22 protein-coding genes are annotated in these 22,289 nt (G+C 67.1%); 9 read left to right on the forward strand and 13 right to left on the reverse strand.

Annotated features, from left to right (window positions below):
- Positions 1 to 20: 20 nt before the first annotated feature.
- From urtE to ACFWP0_RS11435, 6 genes are all read right to left on the reverse strand, one after another.
- Positions 21 to 710: an urea ABC transporter ATP-binding subunit UrtE gene (gene urtE, locus ACFWP0_RS11410; RefSeq protein WP_377842074.1), complete on the reverse strand. Its 690-nt coding sequence runs from the start codon at positions 708 to 710 to the stop codon at positions 21 to 23.
- Between the two features lie 13 nt (positions 711 to 723).
- Positions 724 to 1,485 carry an urea ABC transporter ATP-binding protein UrtD gene (gene urtD, locus ACFWP0_RS11415; RefSeq protein ID WP_377842342.1) on the reverse strand — a complete coding sequence of 254 codons (762 nt, stop codon included), beginning with the start codon at positions 1,483 to 1,485 and terminating at the stop codon, positions 724 to 726.
- A gap of 32 nt (positions 1,486 to 1,517) precedes the next feature.
- Positions 1,518 to 2,564 (reverse strand): urea ABC transporter permease subunit UrtC, encoded by a 1,047-nt coding sequence (urtC, locus tag ACFWP0_RS11420; protein ID WP_377842075.1) that lies wholly within the window; start codon positions 2,562 to 2,564, stop codon positions 1,518 to 1,520.
- 4 nt (positions 2,565 to 2,568) lie between these two features.
- Positions 2,569 to 3,471: an urea ABC transporter permease subunit UrtB gene (gene urtB / locus ACFWP0_RS11425; RefSeq protein WP_377842077.1), complete on the reverse strand. Its 903-nt coding sequence runs from the start codon at positions 3,469 to 3,471 to the stop codon at positions 2,569 to 2,571.
- 58 nt (positions 3,472 to 3,529) lie between these two features.
- A complete protein-coding gene (urtA, locus tag ACFWP0_RS11430; protein WP_377842078.1) occupies positions 3,530 to 4,723 on the reverse strand; it encodes an urea ABC transporter substrate-binding protein in 1,194 nt (397 codons plus the stop codon).
- Positions 4,724 to 5,122: 399 nt separating this feature from the next.
- A complete protein-coding gene (locus ACFWP0_RS11435; RefSeq protein ID WP_377842079.1) occupies positions 5,123 to 6,025 on the reverse strand; it encodes a LysR family transcriptional regulator in 903 nt (300 codons plus the stop codon).
- Between the two features lie 98 nt (positions 6,026 to 6,123).
- On the opposite strand from ACFWP0_RS11435, the gene pcaD reads away from it, so the two are divergent.
- On the forward strand, positions 6,124 to 6,921 hold the full coding sequence (gene pcaD, locus ACFWP0_RS11440) for a 3-oxoadipate enol-lactonase (protein WP_377842081.1): 798 nt from the start codon (positions 6,124 to 6,126) through the stop codon (positions 6,919 to 6,921).
- On the opposite strand, the gene ACFWP0_RS11445 is transcribed toward pcaD, so the two are convergent.
- Positions 6,918 to 7,820 (reverse strand): NAD(P)/FAD-dependent oxidoreductase, encoded by a 903-nt coding sequence (locus ACFWP0_RS11445; RefSeq protein ID WP_377842083.1) that lies wholly within the window; start codon positions 7,818 to 7,820, stop codon positions 6,918 to 6,920. The two genes, pcaD and ACFWP0_RS11445, sit on opposite strands and share 4 nt — an antisense overlap.
- A 123-nt stretch (positions 7,821 to 7,943) precedes the next feature.
- Between ACFWP0_RS11445 and folB the strand changes: the two genes are divergently transcribed.
- Together folB and ttcA are read left to right on the forward strand one after the other, a co-directional pair.
- Positions 7,944 to 8,303, forward strand: a complete 360-nt coding sequence (folB, locus tag ACFWP0_RS11450; protein ID WP_057286296.1) for a dihydroneopterin aldolase — start codon at positions 7,944 to 7,946, stop codon at positions 8,301 to 8,303.
- 2 nt (positions 8,304 to 8,305) lie between these two features.
- Entirely contained in the window at positions 8,306 to 9,274 is a 969-nt protein-coding gene (gene ttcA / locus ACFWP0_RS11455) for a tRNA 2-thiocytidine(32) synthetase TtcA (RefSeq protein ID WP_377842085.1), read from the forward strand.
- A 183-nt stretch (positions 9,275 to 9,457) separates the two neighbouring features.
- Here the strand turns inward: ttcA and ACFWP0_RS11460 are convergent, their stop codons facing one another.
- The 5 genes from ACFWP0_RS11460 to apaG form a co-directional block, all read right to left on the reverse strand.
- Positions 9,458 to 10,420, reverse strand: a complete 963-nt coding sequence (locus ACFWP0_RS11460) for a D-2-hydroxyacid dehydrogenase family protein (protein WP_377842086.1) — start codon at positions 10,418 to 10,420, stop codon at positions 9,458 to 9,460.
- Between the two features lie 64 nt (positions 10,421 to 10,484).
- A complete protein-coding gene (locus ACFWP0_RS11465) occupies positions 10,485 to 11,276 on the reverse strand; it encodes a DsbC family protein (protein ID WP_377842088.1) in 792 nt (263 codons plus the stop codon).
- A 194-nt stretch (positions 11,277 to 11,470) separates the two neighbouring features.
- Positions 11,471 to 12,640 carry a UbiH/UbiF family hydroxylase gene (locus ACFWP0_RS11470; RefSeq protein WP_377842089.1) on the reverse strand — a complete coding sequence of 390 codons (1,170 nt, stop codon included), beginning with the start codon at positions 12,638 to 12,640 and terminating at the stop codon, positions 11,471 to 11,473.
- Positions 12,637 to 13,938 carry a murein transglycosylase A gene (locus tag ACFWP0_RS11475; RefSeq protein ID WP_377842090.1) on the reverse strand — a complete coding sequence of 434 codons (1,302 nt, stop codon included), beginning with the start codon at positions 13,936 to 13,938 and terminating at the stop codon, positions 12,637 to 12,639. The genes ACFWP0_RS11470 and ACFWP0_RS11475 overlap by 4 nt, the downstream gene beginning before the upstream one ends.
- A 38-nt stretch (positions 13,939 to 13,976) precedes the next feature.
- Positions 13,977 to 14,351 (reverse strand): Co2+/Mg2+ efflux protein ApaG, encoded by a 375-nt coding sequence (apaG, locus tag ACFWP0_RS11480; RefSeq protein WP_056319266.1) that lies wholly within the window; start codon positions 14,349 to 14,351, stop codon positions 13,977 to 13,979.
- Between the two features lie 127 nt (positions 14,352 to 14,478).
- Between apaG and rpe the strand changes: the two genes are divergently transcribed.
- The 6 genes from rpe (at position 14,479) to trpC (ending at position 20,174) form a co-directional block, all read left to right on the forward strand.
- Entirely contained in the window at positions 14,479 to 15,207 is a 729-nt protein-coding gene (gene rpe, locus ACFWP0_RS11485) for a ribulose-phosphate 3-epimerase (RefSeq protein ID WP_377842091.1), read from the forward strand.
- A 16-nt stretch (positions 15,208 to 15,223) separates the two neighbouring features.
- A complete protein-coding gene (locus ACFWP0_RS11490; protein ID WP_377842092.1) occupies positions 15,224 to 15,931 on the forward strand; it encodes a phosphoglycolate phosphatase in 708 nt (235 codons plus the stop codon).
- 264 nt (positions 15,932 to 16,195) lie between these two features.
- On the forward strand, positions 16,196 to 17,716 hold the full coding sequence (gene trpE, locus ACFWP0_RS11495) for an anthranilate synthase component I (protein ID WP_377842093.1): 1,521 nt from the start codon (positions 16,196 to 16,198) through the stop codon (positions 17,714 to 17,716).
- 62 nt (positions 17,717 to 17,778) lie between these two features.
- Positions 17,779 to 18,345 (forward strand): anthranilate synthase component II, encoded by a 567-nt coding sequence (locus ACFWP0_RS11500; RefSeq protein ID WP_377842094.1) that lies wholly within the window; start codon positions 17,779 to 17,781, stop codon positions 18,343 to 18,345.
- Positions 18,346 to 18,357: 12 nt separating this feature from the next.
- A complete protein-coding gene (gene trpD / locus ACFWP0_RS11505) occupies positions 18,358 to 19,389 on the forward strand; it encodes an anthranilate phosphoribosyltransferase (protein ID WP_377842096.1) in 1,032 nt (343 codons plus the stop codon).
- The gene (gene trpC / locus ACFWP0_RS11510; RefSeq protein WP_377842098.1) at positions 19,386 to 20,174 is read left to right on the forward strand and encodes an indole-3-glycerol phosphate synthase TrpC; all 789 of its coding nucleotides are present in this window, start codon (positions 19,386 to 19,388) and stop codon (positions 20,172 to 20,174) included. Before trpD ends, trpC begins: the two co-directional genes overlap by 4 nt.
- 13 nt (positions 20,175 to 20,187) lie before the next feature.
- Here the strand turns inward: trpC and ACFWP0_RS11515 are convergent, their stop codons facing one another.
- Entirely contained in the window at positions 20,188 to 22,071 is a 1,884-nt protein-coding gene (locus tag ACFWP0_RS11515) for a sigma-54-dependent Fis family transcriptional regulator (protein ID WP_377842100.1), read from the reverse strand.
- Positions 22,072 to 22,289 lie beyond the last annotated feature (218 nt).

The following is a 22,289-nucleotide window of genomic DNA, read 5'->3' on the forward strand; positions in this document are numbered from 1 at the left end:
TGCTCCTCGTTGGTTAACGGTCATACCGTCAGGAAAGATCTGACTTTTTCTTGGTCCAGGCTGGCCCGGCACGCCTCATGCACGATGCGGCCCCGGTCTATCACCAGGAAGCGGTCGGCCAGGTCCAGCGCGAATCCCAGCATTTGCTCCGACACGACGATGGCAAAGCCGCGCTCCTCCCGCAGCGCGTTCAGCGCGCGGGCGATGTCCTTGATGATGGAAGGCTGGATTCCCTCGGTCGGTTCATCCAGGATCAGCACGCGGGGATCGGAGATAAGCGCGCGGGCGATCGCCAGCTGCTGCTGCTGCCCTCCGGACAGGTTTCCGCCCTTGCGCCGGCGCATTTCGCGCAGCACCGGAAAGAAGCGGTACAGGTACTCCGGCACCGCCTTCAATCCGTGGCGCTGGGCCCCGGTCAAGATGTTCTGTTCGACCGTCAGGAATGGAAAGATCATCCGGCCTTGCGGCACAAAGGCCAGCCCGTTTTGCACGCGCTGATAGCTCTCCAGGCCCGCCAGCTCCGTTCCGTCCAGCCGGATGCTGCCGGAGCCCGACGGCAGCATGCCGATCAGCGCCTTGAGCAAGGTAGTCTTGCCCATGCCGTTGCGGCCCATGATGGCCACCGACTCCTTCGGCGCGACCTCGAAGCACACGTCGTGGATGACGTGGGATTCGCCGTAACTGACATTCAGCTTGTCGATCCGGAACATTGCGCTCTCCCTTTCAATGGCCCAGGTACACATCCAGCACGCGCGGGTCGGCCTGCACCTCGGCCACCGTGCCTTCGCTCAGCAGGCGCCCCTGATGCAGCACGGTGACCTTGTGGGCGATGCGCTTGACGAAATCCATGTCGTGTTCGATGACCACCACCGATTTGCCGCGGGAAATCCGCGCCAGCAGTTCAGCCGTCAGCTCCCGTTCGCGCGGGCTCATGCCGGCCACCGGTTCGTCCAGCAGCAGCAGTTGCGGGCTCTGCATCAACAACATGCCGATTTCGAGCCACTGCTTCTGTCCGTGGCTCAGGCGGCCCGCCTTCTCCGCCAGCCTGTCCGCCAGGAAAACCTGTTCGGCCATGGCCTGAATGCACGCGCGGACCTCGTCCGTGCGCCTGAACCGCAGGGACCGGATCACGCCGTGCGCGTCAGGCAGCGATATCTCGAAGTTCTCCAGCACTGTCAGATCCTCGTAGACGGACGGTGTCTGGAACTTGCGCCCGACGCCGGCGCGCACGATGTCGAACTCCGCCATCCGGACCAGGTCGCGACCCTGGAACATGACGCGTCCGGAAGATGGCCGCGTCTTGCCGCAGATTATGTCCAGCAGGGTGGTCTTGCCCGCGCCGTTCGGGCCGATGATGACGCGCAGTTCGTCCTGCGCAACGCACAGGCTTAGGCCGTCCACGGCGCGGAACCCGTCAAACGAAACGGTCAGGTCCTCGATCTTCAGAATGGCGCCGGGCGCCGGGCGGTCGCTGCTCATGTCCATGCTGGCGGACTCCCGCAGGTCGAGGGCGGCGCTCATCGCGCGCTCCTGGCGGCGCGGCGCGCCTGGATCTGTCCAAAAACGCCGGCCAGGCCGTTGGGCATCGCCACGACCACTCCGATGAAAATGGCGCCCAGGAAGTACAGCCACACTTCGGGGAAAGTCTCGGACAGATAGGATTTGAGAAAACCGATCAGCAAGGCGCCCACCACGGCGCCAGGAATGGACAGCCTGCCGCCGACGGCCGCGTAGATCACCATCTCGATCGACGCCACCACGCCGATGGCTCCCGGCGAGATCAATCCGACCTGCAGGGTGAAAAAGGCGCCGCCGATGGAGGACAGGACGGCTGCCACACTGAATACGCAAGCCTTCACGTGCGCGGTGTCGTAGCCCGAGAAGCGCACGCGGTCCTCGCGGTCGCGGATGGCGATCAGGATCTTTCCCAACCGACTGCGGACGATCAGCAACGACGCCAGCATCGCCGCCGTCAGCGCGGCGGCCTCTATCAGATAGAGGACTAGCTTGCCCTCGTCGCCCACGATGTCCCAGCCCAGCAGGGTGCGGAAATCCGTGATGCCGTTGGCGCCGCCCGTGTCCCCTTGCTGGCCGATGATCAGTACGGTCAGCGTCATCGCCAGGGCCAGCGTCACGATCGCGAAGTACACGCCGCTGACGCGTTTGCGAAAGATTGCCAGCGAGAAGAGATAGGCCGCCGCGCCCGGCACTGCCACGATCAAGAGCAGGGTCAATGTCAGCGAATGGAATGGCTGCCACCACCAAGGCAGGCTTTCCACGCTGCTCCACACCATGAAGTCGGGCAGCTCCGGGGCGGACGCTTCCAGCTTCAGGAACATGGCCATCATGTAGCTGCCCAGCCCAAAGAAAATCCCCTGCCCCAGGCTCAGCACGCCGCTGTAGCCCCAGGTCAGCACGATGCCGATCGCCACGAAAGCGAAGGCCATGTACTTGCCGACCAGATTGAGCCTGAACGGGTCCAGCGCCAGGGGCAGGACGGCCAGGACCAGCACCGCGACCAGCAAGATCGCGATCTCTTCGGTTTTCCTGTGTAGCTCCTTCATCGCGTCATCCCCGAGTCTTGTTGGCGAACAGCCCGTTGGGGCGGAAATAGAGGACCAGGATCACCAGCACCAGGATGGTGACCTTGGCCATGGAACCGCTCATCAGGTATTCCAGCGTGGTCTGCGACTGGGCGATGGCAAGGCCGGAAAATGCAGTTCCCAGCAAGCTCTGCACCCCGCCGAACACCACCACGATGAATGAATCGACGATGTAAAGCTGGCCGGTTCCCGGGTTGGTCGAACCTATCATCGTGAAGACGCAGCCGGCGATGCCCGCCAGGCCGGAGCCCAGCGCGAAGGTCAATGCGTCGATCCGCCTCGTATTGATTCCCACGGCGCCCGCCATCGCGCGGTTCTGCGTGACGGCGCGCACCCGCAGGCCCCATGCGCTGCGGTAGAGCAACAGATAAACGCCCGCCGCAACCAGCAGAGTCAGGCCCAGGATGAAGATCCGGTTCAGCGGGAACTGCAGATCGGGCGTAGGCTCCCACGCGCCGCTGAGCCACGACGCGAGCGGCACGCTGACCTCTTGGGCGCCGAACACGGAGCGGTAGGTCTGCTGCAGGATCAGGCTGAGCCCCCAGGTCGCGAGGAGCGTGTCCAAAGGGCGGTTGTAGAACCAGCGGATGAAGCCGCGCTCAAGCAGATAGCCGAACGCGAACGTGACCAGGAATGCCAGCGGAATGGCCGCGAACAGGTACACGCCTATCCACCCGGGAGCCCAGTGCTGGAACGCCACCGAAACCAGATAGGTCGTATAGGCGCCCATGGCCATCAGTTCGCCGTGCGCCATGTTGATGACGCCCATCAGGCCGAACACGACCGCCAGACCTATCGCCATCAACAGGAGAATGCTGAAAAGGCTGATCCCATTGAAAAGCTGCATTGCCGCAATATCGAGATTCATGATCACGTTCCAGGCTGCGCCGCCGGCGGTTGGGTTGCGCGCATCCGCGCGCGGTCCACTACAGCTTCGGGAAGGGATTGGGTTCGATCAGATCGGCCGATTCCCACACGATGTCGAACTGCCCGTCCGGACGGGCCTGTCCCACGCGCACTTTTTTCCAGACGTGATGATTGTTCTCATGCATGCGCACGGTGCCTTCCGGCGCCTGCAAGGTCAGTCCCGCCGACGCCGTGATGACTTTGTCCGGATCGAACGACCCGGCCTTCTCCACCCCGAGCTTCCACAGGTACACGCTGTTGTAGGCAACCTGCATCGGATCGCCGATAACACGGCCCTGTCCGTATTTCGCCTTGAAGGCCTTGACGAACTTCTCGTTAGCCGGATTCTGCAGGCTCTGGAAATAGCCCATGCAGGCGTAATAGCCCGCGGCATTGTCCTTGCCTATGCCCTCGATCTCGTTCTCGGACACCACCGTGGACAACAGCACGACACGCGTGCCATCCAGGCCGGCCGCGCGCAATTGCTTGTAGAACGCCACATTGGAGCCTCCCACCACCGTGCTGTAGATGCACTCCGGCTTTGCCGCCTTGATCTTGTTGATGATGGAAGAGAACTCCGTGTGCCCCAGGGGCGCGTACTCCTCGCCCACCACCTTCGCGTTCATGTGCGCGATCGCCGGCTTGGCGATCTTGTTGCACGTGCGGGGGTAGATGTAGTCGGACCCAACCAGGAAAAACGTCTTGCCTTTTTCGCGCGCCATCCATTCCACGGCCGCGATAACCGATTGAGTGGCCTCCTGGGACGGGTAAAACACCCTGGCGTCCTGCTCCTGGCCTTCGTAATAGGTGGGGTAGTACAGCAGCCCCTTGCTGCGCGACAGAACCGGCAGCAGCGCCTTGCGCGACGCCGAGGTATAGCAGCCGACAATGGCCGCGACCTTGTCGCGGTCCAGCAGCTTGCGCGCCTTCTCGGCGAACACGGCATTCTCGCTGGCGCCGTCCTCGACGACTGGCACAATCTGCCTGCCCATCACGCCACCCGCGGCATTGATTTCTTCTATCGCCAATTTCTCCGCATCCACCAGCGACGCCTCTGCGATGGCGATGGTGCCGGACAAGGAATGCAGCAGGCCCATTTTGACGGTGTCTTGGGCGTATGCCTGACGGGGCAGTGCTGCCATCCCCGACGCGGCGCTCAGTAAAACCATTGAGCCGCTGTGCTGCAGAAAGCGGCGGCGGTTGTATTCGCTCATCGATGCGCTCCTGTGCGTTTCTGAAGGCAAGCCTCCGGCTAGGGCTTGCTTGCAAGCCCTGAGCTGCCCGGGATTGGACAACCGCCTTTGCCGACCACATCACGACGAATACCGTCCGGCCGCTGCGTTCTCGGTTCTTCGGGCAAAGCTCCGCCCAGGGCGCATCGAAGCGCCATTCGAAAGAAGACGATTTGCAAACGGAAAACAAAAAGGCCCGAGCCGGAATATCCGGCTCGGGCCTTTTTGCCCTACGCCTGACTGGCAACACTGGCAGTCGGCGAGAATTTGAAGACGATCTTGCGTCTGTGGGCAATTCTGAAGAAGCACGCAGTGCTATGCCATGCGTATTTTCCCTTATCGCTGACCTGCCGCAAATGCGCGGGCAGCCGCCGCGCCGGCTCAGGGCGTTTGAATCTCGCCTGGCTTGTCCTGGAGGTGTCGCCACAGACGGGCCAGCACGGGCCCTTGCGGCCGGTCGCTGCGCCTTGCCGCCACCAGATCCTCGACGCTGCCGGGCAGATGGCGGCTGGCGATGGAGAGCAGGCGCCCGTCGCGCAATTCGTCTTCGATCAGGAAGCGCGGCAGATGTCCCCAACCCATCCCTTGCAGGATGATCTCCTTCTTCATGAGCTGGTCCGGCACCGTGCACTGCGGCGCGCCTTCGATCATGAAATAGTCGCGCGCCGGCATATGGCGGGCGGTGTCGCGCATGACGCACTGCGTGTAGTCGCGCAGGCTGCGGGGCTTGGCGGCGCGCGCCACGGCCCCGGGCAGATAGCCCGGAGCCGCCACCGGGATGAACGGCACCTTGGCCAGATCCAGCCATTCAATGCGCGGATCGCTCTTGTCCACGCGGTGCAGGATCAGGTCCGCCTCCCCGTCCAGCAGGCGCTCCTGCGGGCCGCCCACCGCCTCGAAATGCAGGTGCAGCCGCGTGGCCGGACATTGCGCGAAGAAGCGGCCGAGCAGCCCCAGCATTTCTGGCCGCGGACAGAAGTCTCCGATCACCACATGCAGCTCGCTTTCCTCGCCCATCGCCAGTTGCGCGGCGTGAGTACGCAGGCCCTCGAGTTCACGCAGCAGCGATTGCGCGCGGCGGTGAAACGATTTGCCGGCCGGCGTGGGCCGCACGCGGTAGCCGCTGCGGTCCAGCAGCGTGATGCCGAGCTGGCGTTCCAGCTTGGCGACGGCGGCGAACACTGCGGGATGCGAGCGATGCAGCGACTCGGCGGCCGCCTGGAAGCCGCCGGCGCGAAGCACGGCGTCGAAGCACTGCAGGTCGTGCAGGGTGAATTCGCTCATGTCAGTTTTTCCGACAAAGAATGTGTGAACTTTGTAATTTTTTCTTGATACCCGCGCAACTACGCTTTGAGCCATCCCCAAAACAAGGAAGACTCACCATGGCAAACCTTTCGTTCTTCACCACCGGCGACGGCGTGCGCATCGCCTACCGCCTGGACGGCGACGCCGGCCTGCCCGTCCTCGTCCTCTCGAACTCCATCGGCACCACGCTGCACATGTGGGACGACCAGGTCCCTGCCCTGTCCCGCGCTTTCCGCGTGCTGCGCTACGACACACGTGGACACGGCGCATCCGGCGTTCCGCCGGGCGCGTATTCGCTGGACCGGCTGGGCCGCGACATCATCGAGCTGCTGGATGGACTGGACATTGCGCGCGCGCACTTCCTGGGCCTGTCGCTGGGCGGCATGGTCGGGCAGTGGCTGGGCGTGCATGCGCCGGAGCGCATCGACCGCCTGATCCTGGCCAACACCTCGGCCTATCTGGGCCCCGCGCCGCAGTGGGACGAGCGCATCGCGGCGACCCTGCAGGCGCCCGACATGACGGACACCGCGGAGATGTTCCTGGGCAACTGGTTCCCGGCGCCCATGCTGCAGGCGGGCGGCCCCGTCATCGACGCCTTTCGCGCCATGCTGCTGGCCACCGACCCGCAAGGCCTGGCGGGCGCGTTCGCGGCGGTACGCGACATGGACCTGCGCCGCCCGATCGCGCTGATCGCGCGGCCGACGCTGGTGATCGCCGGCCGCGACGACACGGTGACGGCCGCGAGCCATGGGGAATTGATCGCCGCGACGGTGCCCGGCGCCGAGCTGCTGGTCTTGCCGGCGGTGCATCTGTCGAACATCGAGCGGCCCGCCGAATTCCTGGACGCGGCGCTGACGTTCCTGGCGGCGCGCTAGTCGCCCGCCCGCTCCCAGCGCCGCTGGATGGCCTTGGCCGCGACGACGCCGTCCGCCATCGACGTCACCACGCAGGGATGCATGCGGTGCGCCACCTCGCCCACGGCGTAGATGTCCGGCACGCTGGTCTCGGCGGTGACGAAATCGGTGCGGATATAGCCGCGCTCGTCGCGGGCGAGCCGCAGCCCGTCGGCAAAGGCGGCCTGCGGCTCCCAGCCGTAGAAGACCAGGATCAGGTCGTACTGCCGGCCGTCCACGCTGCGGGTGGCCGGATCTACGCTGTAGGGGCCGACGCGCACGCCTTCCTGGCCGGCGCGCGTCACCCATTGCTGCTGGGCGCGGACGCTGCGGGCATAGAGGTGGACGGCGCGCGCGCCCCGGTTGCGCACGTAGACGTAGTTCTCGAACGCGTTGTCGCCCCCGCCCAGGACCGCCACGGACAGGCCCGAGTAGTCCTGCGCCACGATGGGCGAACCCGGGCCGATCAGCACGCCGGGCCAGGATGCGTCCGGCGGATGGCCCGGCAGGCCCTTGGCGCGCACGCCCGAGGCGATGACCAGGGTGCGCGCCCGTACCCGGGACTCGTCCCCGGCCGGGCCGGCCAGCGTGGCCTCGATGCCGCCCTTGCAGGGCCGCACGCCGGCCACGCGGGTCTCCAGGCGCAAGGGCACGCCGGCGGCGCGCACGCTGGCGTCGATGTTGGCCGCCACCTGCTGGCCGGTGACCCCGGGCAGCACGGCGATCCAGTCGTCGGCGAACGGGTTGTCGTTGCCCAGGCCGCCCAGGCGGGCGCCGGCCTCGACCAGCAGCGGGGACAGCCCCAGCCGCGCCAGCCAGAGGGCGCAGGAGGCGCCGGCCGGGCCGCCGCCTACAATGACCGAATCGTGCATCTGTTGCATTTCACCCCTTATTGACTGCGCCGGCGCCTCGCGGGCGCCCGGACATGGCCGGATTGTAGCCAGCGCGCCAGCGCCATTCCGCCGCCGCCTTACAATTCCGCCTATCCCACCCAGGTTTTCATCATGCCTACTCGCCGCATCATTCTTTCCGGGCTTGCGCTCGACGCCCGCATCGGCATCCTCGAACACGAGCGCCGCGCCACCCAGCCCCTGCATGTCGACGCCGACTTCGACGTGGACATCCAGCGCTCGGTCGACGACCACGACATCCACAGCGTCCTGGACTATCGCCGCCTGCGCGAGGCCATCGTCGAGGAATGCACGCAGGCGCATGTGAACCTGATCGAGACCCTGTCCGAGCAGGTCGCCGCGCGCCTCTTGGCGGACTTCCAGGAAATCCGCTCGCTGCGCCTGCGTATCAGCAAGCCCATGGCCTTCTCCGACTGTGCGGCGGTGGGCGTGGAAATCCAGATCACCCGCTGACCATGAACGATATCGCTCCCCCTGGCGTGCAATGGCGCACGCCCGCCGACGAAAAGGCGCGCCACGAAGCCAACAAGCTGACCAAGCGCCTGGCCCGCGAGACCACCCGCGCGCTGTCCGAATACAACATGATCGAAGAGGGCGACCGCGTCATGGTCTGCCTGTCGGGCGGCAAGGATTCCTATGCCATGCTCGACATCCTGCTCCAGCTGCAAAAGCGCGCGCCGTTCAAGTTCGAGCTGATCGCGGTCAACCTGGACCAGAAGCAGCCCGGCTTTCCCGACCACATCCTGCCGCAGTACCTGAAAGAGCTGGGCGTGCCCTTCCACATCGAGACGCAGGACACGTATTCCATCGTCACGCGCGTGCTGGAAGAGGGCAAGACCATGTGCTCGCTCTGTTCGCGCCTGCGCCGGGGCATCCTGTATCGCGTCGCGTCCGAGCTGGGCGCCACCAAGATCGCGCTGGGCCATCACCGCGACGACATCCTGGGCACGTTCTTCCTGAACCTGTTCTACGGCGGCAAGGCCAAGGGCATGCCGCCCAAGCTGGTGTCCGACGACGGCCGCCACACGGTGATCCGTCCGCTGGCGTATATCGCCGAGACCGATCTGATCGCCTATGCGGAACTCAAGCAGTTCCCCATCATTCCTTGCAACCTCTGCGGCTCGCAAGAGAACCTGAAGCGCAAGGAAGTGGGCCGGATGATCAAGGAATGGGACAAGCAGCATCCCGGACGTTCGTGGAACGTGTTCAACGCGCTCTCGCGCGTGGTGCCGTCGCACCTGATGGACCGCGACCTGTTCGACTTCGTGGGCTTGAAGCCCACCGGCGTGCCGGACGCCAACGGCGACACGGCCTTTGACGCGGTCGATCCCGACGAGGACGCCGGCGAGGCCTGCGGCGATACGCCGCAAGCCCTGGAGCCGGGCGCCATCATCGAAAAAAAGGTGATGTTCTCGCGCGGCTGAGGATCACTGAGGTGTCAGACACCCATGACTGAGGTGTCTGACACCCATGCAGATGCGCTTCAGCTTGCGCGGGTGTCTCCGGGGTGTCAGACACCGGCGTCTCTGGGTGTCAGACACCGGCGTCTCTGGGTGTCAGACACCGGCGTCTCTGAAGGGTGTCTGACACCGGCGTTCCTGCGTTGATCAGGCGCCTGCGTTCAGCACTCGGATCGCCTTGCCCGCCGCCCACGCCTTTACCGCTTCCAGCGCGTTCTGGTAGAACGCCTCGAAGTTCTCGCGGCTGACGTAGCCCAGGTGCGGCGTCAGGATCACGTTGTCCAGGTCGCGCACCGTGTCGGTCGGCGACAAGGGCTCCTCGGGGTACACGTCCAGGCCGGCGCCGGCGATGCGGAACTTCACCAGCGCGTCCATCAGCGCCTCCTGGTCGACCAGGCCGGCGCGCGACGTGTTCACCAGGTAGGCGGTGGGCTTCATCGCGGCCAGCGCCGCGGCGTCCACCACGTGGCGGCTGCGGTCGGACAGGATCAGGTGCAGGCTCACGACGTCGGACGTGGAGAAGAGCTCGTGCTTGTCCACGCGCGTCACGCCTGCGGCTTGCGCGCGCTCGTCGGTCAGGTTGGGGCTCCAGGCCACCACGTCCATGCCGAAGGCCAGGCCGACCTTGGCCACCGCCGCGCCCAGCTTGCCCAGGCCCAGCACGCCCAGGCGCTTGCCCGCCAGCGGTTCGGGCATGGCCGTCTGCCACATGCCGCGGCGCATGGCCGCGTCCTCGGCGGGCAGGTGCTTGAACAGGCCCAGGATATGCGCCCAGGCCAGTTCGGCCGTGGCGGTGTTGGCGTCGGCGCTGCCGGGCGCGCCGCACACGACGATGCCCTGCCCGGCGCAGGCCTGCATGTCGATGGCGTTGTTGCGCATGCCCGTCGTGATCAGCAGGCGCAGCTTGGGCAGCGCCCGGATGCGCGCGGCGGGAAACGGCGTGCGTTCGCGCATGGCGACGATCACGTCGAAGGGCTCGAGCGAGGCCTCGACCTGTTCGTCGGGGATGAAGTTGTTGAAGATCTGCACCTCGGCGTCGCCGCCCAGCGAGGTCCAATCCGCATAGCGCCGGGCTACGTCGTGGTAATCGTCGAGTATTGCGATTTTCAAGTGCTGTCTCCGGGTGGCGTGGCGCGTATCGCGCCAGCCGCCCGGCCGGCGCGAAGAGCGCCGGTCAGTTCAAACGGGCTTTGAGTTGGTCCAGGGGCAGCGCGCCGCTGATGCGCGAGCCGTCGGCAAAGAACAGGGTCGGCGTGCCGCGCACCATCAGTTGCTGGCCCAGGGCCAGCAGCTTGTCCTCGGGCACGTCGCAATTGGCGGTGGCGGGCTTCTTGCCGCGCAGCATCCAGTCGTCCCAGGCCTTGCCCGGATCCTTGGCGCACCATACGTCGCGCACCTTCACCTTGGAATCGGGCGACAGGATGGGATAGAGGAAGGTGTAGACGGTGATGTTGTCCACCTCTTCGAGCGTCTTGCGCAGCTGCTTGCAGTAGCCGCAGTTGGGGTCTTCGAAGATGGCGACCTTGCGCGAGCCGTCGCCCTTGACCTGCTTGATGGCCAGGTCCAGGGGCAGCTGGTCGAACGTGACCGCGCTGAGCTTTTCCTGGGATTCGCGGGTGACGTCGCGGCGCGTCGTGGCGTCTATCAGCGGACCTTCCATGACCCAGGTGACGCCTTCGTCGGTGTAGATCAGGTCCATGCCGAGCTGCACTTCGAACAGGCCGTAGGGCGTGCGGCGCACGGTCGTCACGTCCATGCCGGTGAAACGCTGCTGGAAACGGTCTTTGACGGCCGCCGATACGGGGTCCAGTTCCGTGGTGGAGACGCTCTTTTCGCCCTTCTTGGCCGGTTGCCCCACGGACTGCGTGGACACGGCCTTGTCGCCCTGGGCCGCGGCATGGCCGGACAGTCCCAGGCCGGCGGCCAGGAAACAAGCCGCCAAGGTGGCGGATATGCGGAATTTCATCAGTACTCCTGTACTTGTCTATCGTGTTCTTTGATGGAAAGCGTAACCGATCCGGGCGCGGGGTCCGCGGCGCCGGCGGGGCGCGAGCGAGGGCGGGGTTGTCTATCTGACGCCTGCCCGCCCCCAAGGTTCCACCAGGACCCGCGAGGGCATCGCCAGGGTGTGCTCACACTAAAAGGAGCCTCGCAAAAGCCCTAGTTGGCCGACGCCCCGGCGATCAGGCGGCGCTTGATCAGCGGCGCCCGCTCGACCCAATGCATGCCGGCGTTGCGCAGCCAGACCAGCGGCGTCGCCCGCGATCCGAACAGCTTGTGCAGGCCGTCGGTGGCCAGGCGCATGGCCAGCACCGGCTCGGCCCGCGCCCGCTGATAGCGGTGCAGCACGCGCAGGTCGCCCGCCTCGCGGTAGGGCTCGCGGCCGGCCACGATGCGGGCCAGCGCCTCAACGTCGCCCAGCCCCAGGTTCAAGCCCTGGCCGGCCAGCGGATGCAGGCGGTGGGCCGCGTCTCCGGCCAGCGCGATGCCGGGCGCCACCATCTGGGCGCGCTCCAGCGTCAGCGGAAAACCATGCAATTTGCTGCGGACCTTCAAGCGGCCCAGGCGGCCTTCGGCGGCTTCGCCCAGCAGGGTTTCCAGCCTGGCGGCCTGCTCTTCGGGGGGCAACGCCAGCAAGGCCTGGGCAGGCTCGCTGCGCATGGACCACACCATGGAAACCTGCGGGCCGTGCGCGGTGTCGGGCAGCGGCAGCAAGGCCAGCACGCCGTCGTCGCGGAACCATTGGAAGGCCGTGCCCTGGTGCGGGCGTTCCGCATCCAGGTGCGCCACCAGGCCCGTATCGTCGTAGGACACGGATTCGTGCTTCAGCCCGGCCGCGGTGCGCAGCGGCGAGGCCGCGCCGTCCGCGCCCACGAACAGCTCCGCCTGGATGCGGGCGCCGCTTTCGGTCTGGACGGCGCCGCCCTGGTAGCCCGTGCAGCGGTCTTCCAGCCAGGGGATGCCGAACATGCGCACGGCCTGGATCAGCACGCGCTCGATCTCGCCGGACTCCACGATCCAGGCCAGCTGGGGCAGCGCGGCCTGCCAGGCGTTCAGGTTCACCTGCCCGTCGGCGTCGCCGTGGATCTCCATGGCCTGGACCGGCATCAGCCGGGAGGCGGGCATGGCGTCCCACACGCCCAGCTCGGCCAGAAAGCGCTGGCTGGCCGGCGAAATGGCGTAGACGCGCGGATGATAGTGGTCGGGATCGGCCGCCGGCACGGACGCGCGCGGCGCCAGCACGGCAACGCGCTGGCCGCGCCGGGCCAGCGCCAGGGCGGTGGACAGGCCGACGATGCCGGCCCCGCAAACTACGATCTGATGGCTCATCTTGCGGACGGCTCCCCGGCTTGTTTGGGCCACAGCACCCACATCTGGCCGCGCTGTTTCATGCGGCCGGCCTGCTGGCCGGCTTCCTCGCCGTAACCCCAGTAGAAGTCGGCGCGCGCCGCGCCCCGGATGGCCGTGCCCGTGTCCTGGGCGAACACCAGGCGCTGCAGCGGCCGGTCCGAGGCCGGGAAGGTCGTGACCAGGTACACCGGCGCGCCGAGCGGCACGAAGGTCGCGTCGACCGCCACCGAACGCTTGGGCGCCAGCGGAATGGCGTACGCGCCCTTGGGGCCTTGTTCGGGATCGATCACCGGCTCTTCGCGGAAGAACACCACCGCCGGGTTGGCGTTGAGCATTTCCTGGACGCGCTTCGGGTTGCGCTGCGCCCACGCCCGGATGTTCTGCATGGACGCCTGGTCGGCGGTCAGCTCGCCGCGGTCGATCAGCCAGCGGCCGATGGACACGTAAGGCTGGCCGTTATGGTCGGCGTACGCCACGCGGATGGTCTTGCCGGCATCGGGGCCGTCGGTCAGCTGCACGCGCCCCGATCCCTGCACCTGCAGGAAGAAGTTGTCCACGGGATCGTCCACCCACACCACCACGGGCGGGCGGCGGCCGGACGATTCGATGGAGGCGCGGGTGTCGTAGGGCACCACGCGCTTGCCGTCCAGCTTGCCGCGCACGCGCTTGCCGGCCAGGTCCGGGTAGATGGAACCCAGGTCGATCGTCAGCAGATCGGCGGGCACCGCGTACAGCGGCCATTGATAGGCGCCGCCCTGGCGGCGCGAGCCGCGCACCAGGGGTTCGTAGTAGCCCGTCACCGTATTGGCGGCCGGCTTGCCGTCGGCGGCGTTCAGGCGCCAGGGCTGCAGGTACGTCTGCAGGAAGCGGCGCACGCCCTCGCCGTCGCCGGCCGCGGGCGCGCGGGACGGATCCGCCGCGGCGGCGCACACCGGCTGCCAGGCGCGCGGCGCGGCGCGCGCGGGCGCGGCCAGGTTGCCGCTGGTCGGCCGCATCAGGCCCTTGCAGTTGCGCAGGAAAAGGGGCCAGAACTGGGACAGGTCGTCGTTGCTCCAGCCGGGCATCTCGGCCCAGGTTCCCGGCTTGAACTTGCCCGCCAGGGTGCGCGCCGGGGTATCGGGCAACGCCGACAGCGACGGCACCACGAGCGGGCCGTCGGCCACCGGGGTGCGGACGCCGGGAGCGCCGGACTGGCCGGATTCAGGGGGGATCTCCGTGGGGGTGGAGCATGCCGCCAGCAGGACCGACAGCACGGACAGACTAAGAATGCGCTTCATGAGCAGATGGGAAAACGTGCAACAGATGACCGGACCATTCAGTGCAGGGTGCGCGGCATGGCCAGGACGAATTCGGAGATCGGCACTTCGAACGGGATGCCGTTCTCGCCGACGCAATGGTAGATGCCGCGCATCGTGCCCACGGGGGTGGGCAGCGGACAGCCGCTGGTGTATTCGAAGGTCTCGCCCGGCGCAAGCAGGGGCTGCTGCCCCACGATGCCCAGCCCGCGCACTTCCTGCACGCGCTGGTTGCCGTCGGTGATGATCCAGTGGCGGCTGATCACCTGGGCCGGATGTTCTCCGGTATTGGTGATGCGGACGGTATAGGCGAACACGAACTGCTGCTCGCCGGGATCGGACTGCTCGGGCACGAAGCGCGGAGAGACGGAGACGCTCAGGTCGTAAGGTTTCACAGTCCTTCCCTGTGTGGCTGCGGCAGGCGGCCGGATACCGGCGCCGACGCTTGAAAAACGCAGTTCTCGGACCCGCTGGACCGGGCCATTCCCGATACCGCGCCTCAAACTGCAATAATGGCACATTATGCCCTCCCCAACCCCGAACATCATGTCTACGCAACCGGCCTCCACCCGCATCACCCCCAGCATCCTGTCGGCTGACTTCGCCCGCCTGGGCGAGGAAGTCCGCAACGTCGTCGCGGCAGGCGCCGACTGGATCCACGTGGACGTGATGGACAACCACTATGTCCCCAACCTGACCATCGGACCCATGGTGTGCGCGGCGATCCGCCCCCACGTCGAGGTGCCCATCGACGTGCACCTCATGGTCGAGCCGGTGGACGCGCTGGTTCCCATGTTTGCCAAGGCGGGCGCCAACTACATCAGCTTCCACCCCGACGCCAGCCGCCACGTGGACCGCACGCTGTCCCTGATCCGCGAGAACGGCTGCAAGGCGGGCCTGGTCTTTAACCCCGCCACGCCACTGAGCTACATGGACTACGTGATGGACAAGATCGACCTGGTCCTGATCATGTCGGTCAACCCGGGCTTTGGCGGCCAGAGCTTCATCCCCGGCGCGCTGGCCAAGCTGCGCGAGGCCCGCGCCAGGATCGACGCCTGGATGCAGGCCGGCGGCCAGGAAATCGTGTTGCAGGTGGACGGCGGCGTCAAGGTCGACAACATCGCCGAAATCCGCGCCGCGGGCGCCGACACCTTCGTGGCCGGCTCCGCCATCTTCGGCAAGCCCGACTACGCCGGCATCATCAAGTCCATGCGCGAGCAGATCGCCATCGGCGAAACCACCGCCATCTAAAGATCAGGAAACCGACATGACCGCCTTTCGCGCCGCGCTGCTGGACCTGGACGGAACCCTGCTCGACTCCATACCCGACCTGGCCTATGCGGCCAACGCCATGCGCGTCGAGCTGGACATGACCCCGCTGCGCGAAGACGTCGTGGCCACCTTCGTGGGCAAGGGCGTGGACAACCTGGTGCGCCGTAGCCTGGCCGGCAGCCTGGACGCCGCCGACCCCACGCCCGCCGAGTTCGACCGCGCCCGCGAGGCCTTCTACCGCCATTACCACCTGGTCAACGGCGAGCGCGCCCAGGTCTACCCCGGCGTCATCGAAGGCTTGAAGCTCATGCGCGACCAGGGCCTGAAGCTGGCGGTGGTCACCAACAAGCCCACCGAATTCACGCTGCCGCTGCTGCAGCGCACGGGCCTGGCGGGGTTTTTCGACGCCGTGGTCTGCGGCGACACCTGCGCGCGCCGCAAGCCCGACCCCGACCAGGTCGAGCACGCATGCGAGCTGCTGGGCGTCGCCCCCGCTGAAGCCGTGACCATCGGCGACTCCATCAACGACGCGCAGGCCGGCCGCGGCGCCGGCACGCAGGTCCTGGTGGTGCCTTACGGCTACAACGAAGGACGCGACGTGCGCGAGCTGGATGTCGATGGTATAGTTGACACGCTTGTCGATGCCGCCCAGTGGGTTGCGCTCTGGAATCAAAACCAGAACGCGGCGAAAGTCCCTGCTTGATGCGCCACTGCTGATCGGCTCCACGAATTCAATACTGAACACAGATCAATGAACGTTTCCATCCAGAACCAAATGCTCGGCGCCTCGTGGCGCTGGTGGCGTTTGTCTTCCGGGTGGCGATGATTCCCTTCCCGGCCCTAGACGCGACCAAAGCCGCCTAGCGCCGACACTGTGTAAACAGCGCCCAGCCCGGAACCAGTGACCTGGACCGGGCTTTTTGTTGTGCGCCCGGTCCGAAAGCAAACACCGCTTACGAGACCCGACATGACCGAAATCGAATTCAAGGCCCTCGCGGCACAAGGCTACAACCGCATTCCCCTGGTGGCCGAGACCTATGCCGACCTGGACACCCCGCTGGGCATCTACCTGAAGCTGGCGCACGCGGGCCCGCTGGCCGGCCGCATGACCTGCCTGATGGAGTCCGTGGTGGGCGGCGAACGGTTCGGCCGCTATTCCTTCATCGGCCTGCCGGCCCGCACGGTGATCCGCGCCAGCGGCTCCCGCACCGAAGTGCTGCACGACGGCAAGGTCGCCGAAACGCACGACGGCGATCCGCTGGCCTTCATCGAGCAGTACCAGAGCCGCTTCAAGGTGGCGCTGCGCCCGGGCATGCCGCGTTTCTGCGGCGGCCTAGCCGGCTACTTCGGCTACGACACGGTGCGCCACATCGAGCCCTGCCTGGGTCCGGCGGTCAAGCCCTTCCCCGCCGGCATGGAAGGCGGCACGCCCGACCTGATGCTGATGCATGTGGACGAGCTGGTCATCGTGGACAACCTGGCCGGGCGCATCTACCTGATGGTCTACGCGGACCCGAGCCAGCCCGAGTCCTACAGCCGCGCCCAGCAGCGCCTGACCGACCTGCGCGCCCGCCTGCGGCGCCCCGTGGAGATCCCCTACAGCCACGCCAGCATGCAGACCGAAGAGCGGCGCGACTTCAAGAAAGAGGACTACCTGGCGGCCGTCCTGCGCGCCAAGGAACACATCGCCGCCGGCGACCTGATGCAGGTGCAGATCGGCCAGGTCATCGCCAAGCCCTTCCGCGACTCTCCCCTCTCCCTCTACCGCGCCCTGCGGTCGCTCAACCCCTCCCCCTACATGTACTTCTGGAACTTCGGCGACTTCCAGGTCGTGGGCGCGTCGCCCGAGATCCTGGTGCGCCAGGAGCGCGTGGTGGAAAACGGCGAGCCCAAGTCGCAGATCACCATCCGCCCGCTGGCCGGCACCCGCAAGCGCGGCGGCACGCCCGAGGAAGACGCGGCGCTGGCCGCCGAACTGAAGGCCGATCCCAAGGAAGTGGCCGAACACGTCATGCTGATCGACCTGGCGCGCAACGACGTGGGCCGCGTGGCCCAAGTGGGCTCGGTGAAGGTCAGCGACACCATGGTCATCGAACGCTACTCGCATGTGATGCATCTGGTCTCCAACGTCACGGGCACCCTGAACCCCGGCATGAGCAGCATGGACGTGCTGCGCGCATCGTTCCCCGCCGGCACGCTCACGGGCGCGCCCAAGGTCGAGGCCATGAAGATCATCGACGAGCTCGAACCCGTGCGCCGCGGCATCTACGGCGGCGCGGCCGGCTACCTGAGCTACGGCGGCGAGATGGACGTGGCGATCGCCATCCGCACCGGCGTCATCAAGGACGGCACGCTGTACGTGCAGGCAGCAGCCGGCATCGTCGCCGATTCCAGCCCCGAAGCCGAATGGGCCGAAACCGAAGCCAAGGCCCGCGCGGTGCTGCGCGCGGCGGAGCAGGTGCAGCACGGCCTGGACGAACCCATCTGAGCCCGGCGGCGACGCCCCCGACCCACCGCCCGGGCCGACGAACGGCCCGTCAGGAGAAAAAAATGCTGTTGATGATCGATAACTACGACTCTTTTACCTACAACCTGGTCCAGTACTTTGGCGAACTGGGCGAAGATGTCCGCGTGGCGCGCAACGACCAGATCACGCTGGAAGAAATCGCCGCGCTCAATCCCGACCGGATCTGCGTGTCGCCCGGCCCGTGCTCTCCCGCCGAGGCCGGCATCTCCGTGCCCGTGATCCAGGCATATGCCGGCAAAAAACCCATCCTGGGCGTGTGCCTGGGCCACCAGGCCATCGGCGCGGCCTTTGGCGGCGATATCGTGCGCGCACAGCAGATCATGCACGGCAAGACCGTCCGGATCTCGCACACCGGCACCGACATCTTCGAAGGCCTGCCCACGCCGTACACTGTCATCCGCTACAACTCGCTGACCATCGATCCGGCCACCCTGCCGGAGTGCCTGGCGGTGACCGCCACGGCGCCGGATGGCGACATCATGGGGGTACGCCACAAGTCCCTGCCGCTGTACGGGGTACAGTTCCACCCCGAATCCGTGCTGAGCGAGCATGGCCACGCCCTGCTGCGCAATTTCCTGAACCTCGCCTAAGAAGGACGCATCGTGACGATTTCCCCCACCGAAGCGCTGACGCGCTGCATTGAACACCGCGAAATTTTCCACGACGAAATGCTGCACCTGATGCGCATGCTGATGCGCGGCGAAATGTCGCCGCAAATCGCCAGCTCGCTGCTGATGGGCCTGCGCGTGAAGAAAGAGACCATCGGCGAGATCACCGCCGCGGCGCAGGTCATGCGTGAATTCGCCACCCCCGTGGTCACGCCCAACCCGCAGGACCTGCTGGACATGTGCGGCACGGGCGGCGACGGCAGCCACACGTTCAACATTTCCACCACCGCCATGTTCGTGGCCGCCGCCGCGGGCGTGCCCATCGCCAAGCACGGCAACCGCAGCGCCTCTTCGTCCAGCGGCAGCGCCGACGTGCTGGAGGCCCTGGGCGCCAACCTGGTGCTGACGCCCGAGCAGGTGGCCGAGTGCATCCAGGCGACCGGCATCGGCTTCATGTTCGCCCCGGCCCACCACGGCGCCATGAAGAACGTGGCCGCCATCCGTAAGGAGCTGGCCGTCCGCACGATCTTCAACATCCTCGGCCCGCTGACCAACCCGGCCGGCGCCGCCAACCAGTTGATGGGCGTGTTCCACCCCGACCTCGTCGGCATCCAGGTGCGCGTGCTGGAACGCCTGGGCTCGCGCCACGTGCTGGTGGTGCATGGCAAGGACGGCATGGACGAGGCCTCGCTGGGCGGCGCCACGATGGTGGGCGAACTCAAGGACGGCCAGATCCGCGAGTATGAAATCCATCCCGAGGACTACGGGCTATCCATGATGTCCAACCGGAGCATCAAGGTGTCCAATCGCGAACAGTCGCGCGAGCTTGTCATAGAGGCGCTGGACAATGTCGAGGGCGCCGCCCGCGACATCGTCGCGCTCAACGCCGGGCTCGCCATTTATGCCGGCAACAAAGCCGATTCCATTCCCGAAGCCTTAGCGCTAGCATTTGAACTAATTTCCACCGGCGCGGCGCGAGCCAAGCTGGAAGAATTCTGCGCATATACCCGGACATTCCAGAAATGAACGATATTCTCGCGAAGATCCTCGCCGTCAAGGTCGAGGAAGTCGCCGCCGCTCGCCAGATGCGCAGCGAAGCCGAAGTCCTGCGCGAAGCGCAGGCGCGCCAGGACGTGCGCGGCTTTGCCCAGGCCATCGAAGACAAGATCTCGCAAGGCAAGGCCGGCGTCATCGCTGAAATCAAGAAGGCCTCCCCCTCCAAGGGCGTGATCCGCGACACCTTCGCCCCCGCCGAGATCGCGTCGACCTACGCCGTGCACGGCGCGGCCTGCCTATCGGTGCTGACCGACGTGCAGTTCTTCCAGGGCTCGCACGACCATCTGCGCCAGGCCCGCGCCGCGTGCTCGCTGCCGGTGCTGCGCAAGGATTTCGTGATCGATCCCTACCAGATCATCGCCGCGCGCGCGATGGGCGCGGACTGCGTGCTGCTGATCGTGGCCGCGCTCACCCCTGCGCAACTGCGCGACTACGAAACGCTGGCCATCGAACTGGGCATGGACGTGCTGGTGGAAGTCCATGACGCCCAGGAACTGGACGTTGCGCTGACGCTCAAGACGCCGCTGCTGGGCATCAACAACCGCAATCTGCGCACGTTCGAGACCAGCCTGCAGACCACGCTGGACCTGCTGCCGCGCATTCCCGCGGGCAAGCGCGTCGTGACCGAAAGCGGCATCCTCAAGCCGGAAGACGTGAAGCTGATGCGCGAGCACAAGGTCGACGCCTTCCTGGTGGGCGAAGCCTTCATGCGCGCCAGGGACCCGGGCGCGGAACTCGCGCGCCTGATCGGCTGAACAGGCCAAGCCGTCAGCGCGACCGGGGCAGCCCCAGCGCGGCGGCGCGCCGGTACACCGTGCTGCGGTGCACGCCCAGCGCGCGCGCCGCGCGGCTGACATTGCCGTCGTTCGCGGCCAGCGTGTCGCGGATCGCGGCGTCCGTCATCAATTGCAAATTGGCCGGATCGCTGCCCGAGGGCGGCGCGACGGCTGCCGCGCCGCGGATGTCGGCCGGCAGCATGTCCGCGTCCACCCTGCCCGCCGGCCCCGCCAGCACGTGCAAGGTGCGCAGCACGGCGACGAGCTGCCGGTAATTGCCCGGCCACGGGTAGCCGGCCAGGATGGCTTCGATGGCGGGCGGCAGGACCGGCCCCGCGCCCTGCGCCGCCCACAAGCCGCGCAGGAGCTCCAGGCGGTCCGTGCGCGCGCGCAGCGGCTCCAGGGTGACGGTGTATTCGGCGATCCGGAAGTACAGGTCGGGGCGCACCGGCGCATCGGGCCCCTCGTGGGCCAGCGCCCGGTGGGTGGCGCACACCAGCGTGAAGTCCACCGCGACGGGGCGCGCCGCGCCCAGCGGCGAGACCTCGCGGGTTTGCAGCACGCGCAAGAGGCGCGACTGCAGCAGCAGGGGCATGTCGCCGATCTCGTCCAGGAACAGCACGCCGCCGTGCGCCTGTCGCAGCAGCCCCTTGCTGCCCTGCCGGCGCGCGCCGGTGAAGGCGCCGTCCTCGTAGCCGAACAACTCGGATTCGATCAGGCTTTCGGGCAAGGCGGCGCAATTGACCGCGACGAACGGCCCGGACGCCCGCTTGCTGCGCGCATGCATCTGGCGCGCAAACACTTCCTTGCCCACGCCCGTCTCGCCCTGCAGCAAAATCGACACCCCAGCGTCCGACAGGTGCACCGCGCGCGCCAGCGCGCCCAGGGTGGCGGCGTCAAAGCTGGGGGTGGCTGGACGCGGAGCGCCGGCGGGCCGGGCCGCGGGCAGGGACGGCGCAAGCGGCGCCTGCGGCGCGCGCGTGCGGGGCCAGCGCAGGCGAGCGTGATAGACCGCGCCCAGGCGCGTCTGCACCCTGCCGGCGGCGTCCGGGCAGCGTTCGATGTCGCCGTCGAATACGTCGGCGTAGCGATACACGCCCAAGGCGGTGGCGGCCAGCCCGAGCGCATGCAGGGCGCGGCGGTTGGCGCCGATCAGCAGGTCGCCCTGGAAGGCCAGCAGGGCTTCGCCCGGCGCGCCCAGCCCGGAATGGTCCACGTGCAGCCGCAAGACGGCGCATTGCTCATAGGCCTGCTCGAACAAGCGGTGTTCGATCAGGTCCACGGCCTCGCGCACCAGCTCCAGCACATCGGGGCGGATGTCGCGCGCCTGGCTGGACAGGTCCAGCACGCCCAGCGTGCGGCCCTCGCTGTCGGTGATGGGCACGGCGGCGCAAGTCAGGATGCGGTTGGGTTCGAAATAGTGTTCGGCGCCATGCACGGCGATGGGCCGGCCTTCGACCAGCGCGGTGCCGATGGCGTTGGTGCCGGCCGCGGCCTCGTCCCAGGGCGCGCCCGGCATCAGCGCCACGCGGGAGGCGCGATGCGCGAAGCCCGTGTCGCCGTCCGAGTCCAGCACCAGGCCTTGCGCATCGGACAGGATCACCAGGTTGCCGCTGCCGCCGGCCTGGCGGCGCAGGAACGACATGGCCGGTTCGGACATCCGCCGCAGCGCCTCGTTGCGCTGCTGGGCCTCGCGCAGTTCGCCCTGCGTCATGAGTTCGGCGCGGCGCACGCCGCGCATGTCGAAGCCCAGGTCGGCGCAGCGGCGCCAGGAGCGCAGGATGGGCTCGGCGACCATGCCGCCGGGCACCGCGCCCTGCTGGTTGAACAGCAGGCGCGCTTGCGTCAGCGCGTGCTGACGGGAATGAGTGGCCATGCATGTCTCCTAGGACAGGCGTTCTGCGACACCTGTTCCGCGACAATGTCGCAAAAAACGACGGGAAATGCGCCCCCACGCCGCACCCGCTACGCAGGCTTGCAGCCCCCCGAGGGGACTGCCTTGCCTTGCGGCGGCCCGGCGGCAAAGCCGCCCCTGCTCCATACCCGCATAGGGAAACCTACTTTCGCACGCGAGACCCAGGCTGTCCAGCGGGG

Origin of the sequence: Achromobacter sp. NPDC058515 (genome assembly GCF_042721735.1) — a bacterium.
Lineage (GTDB): Bacteria > Pseudomonadota > Gammaproteobacteria > Burkholderiales > Burkholderiaceae_B > Achromobacter.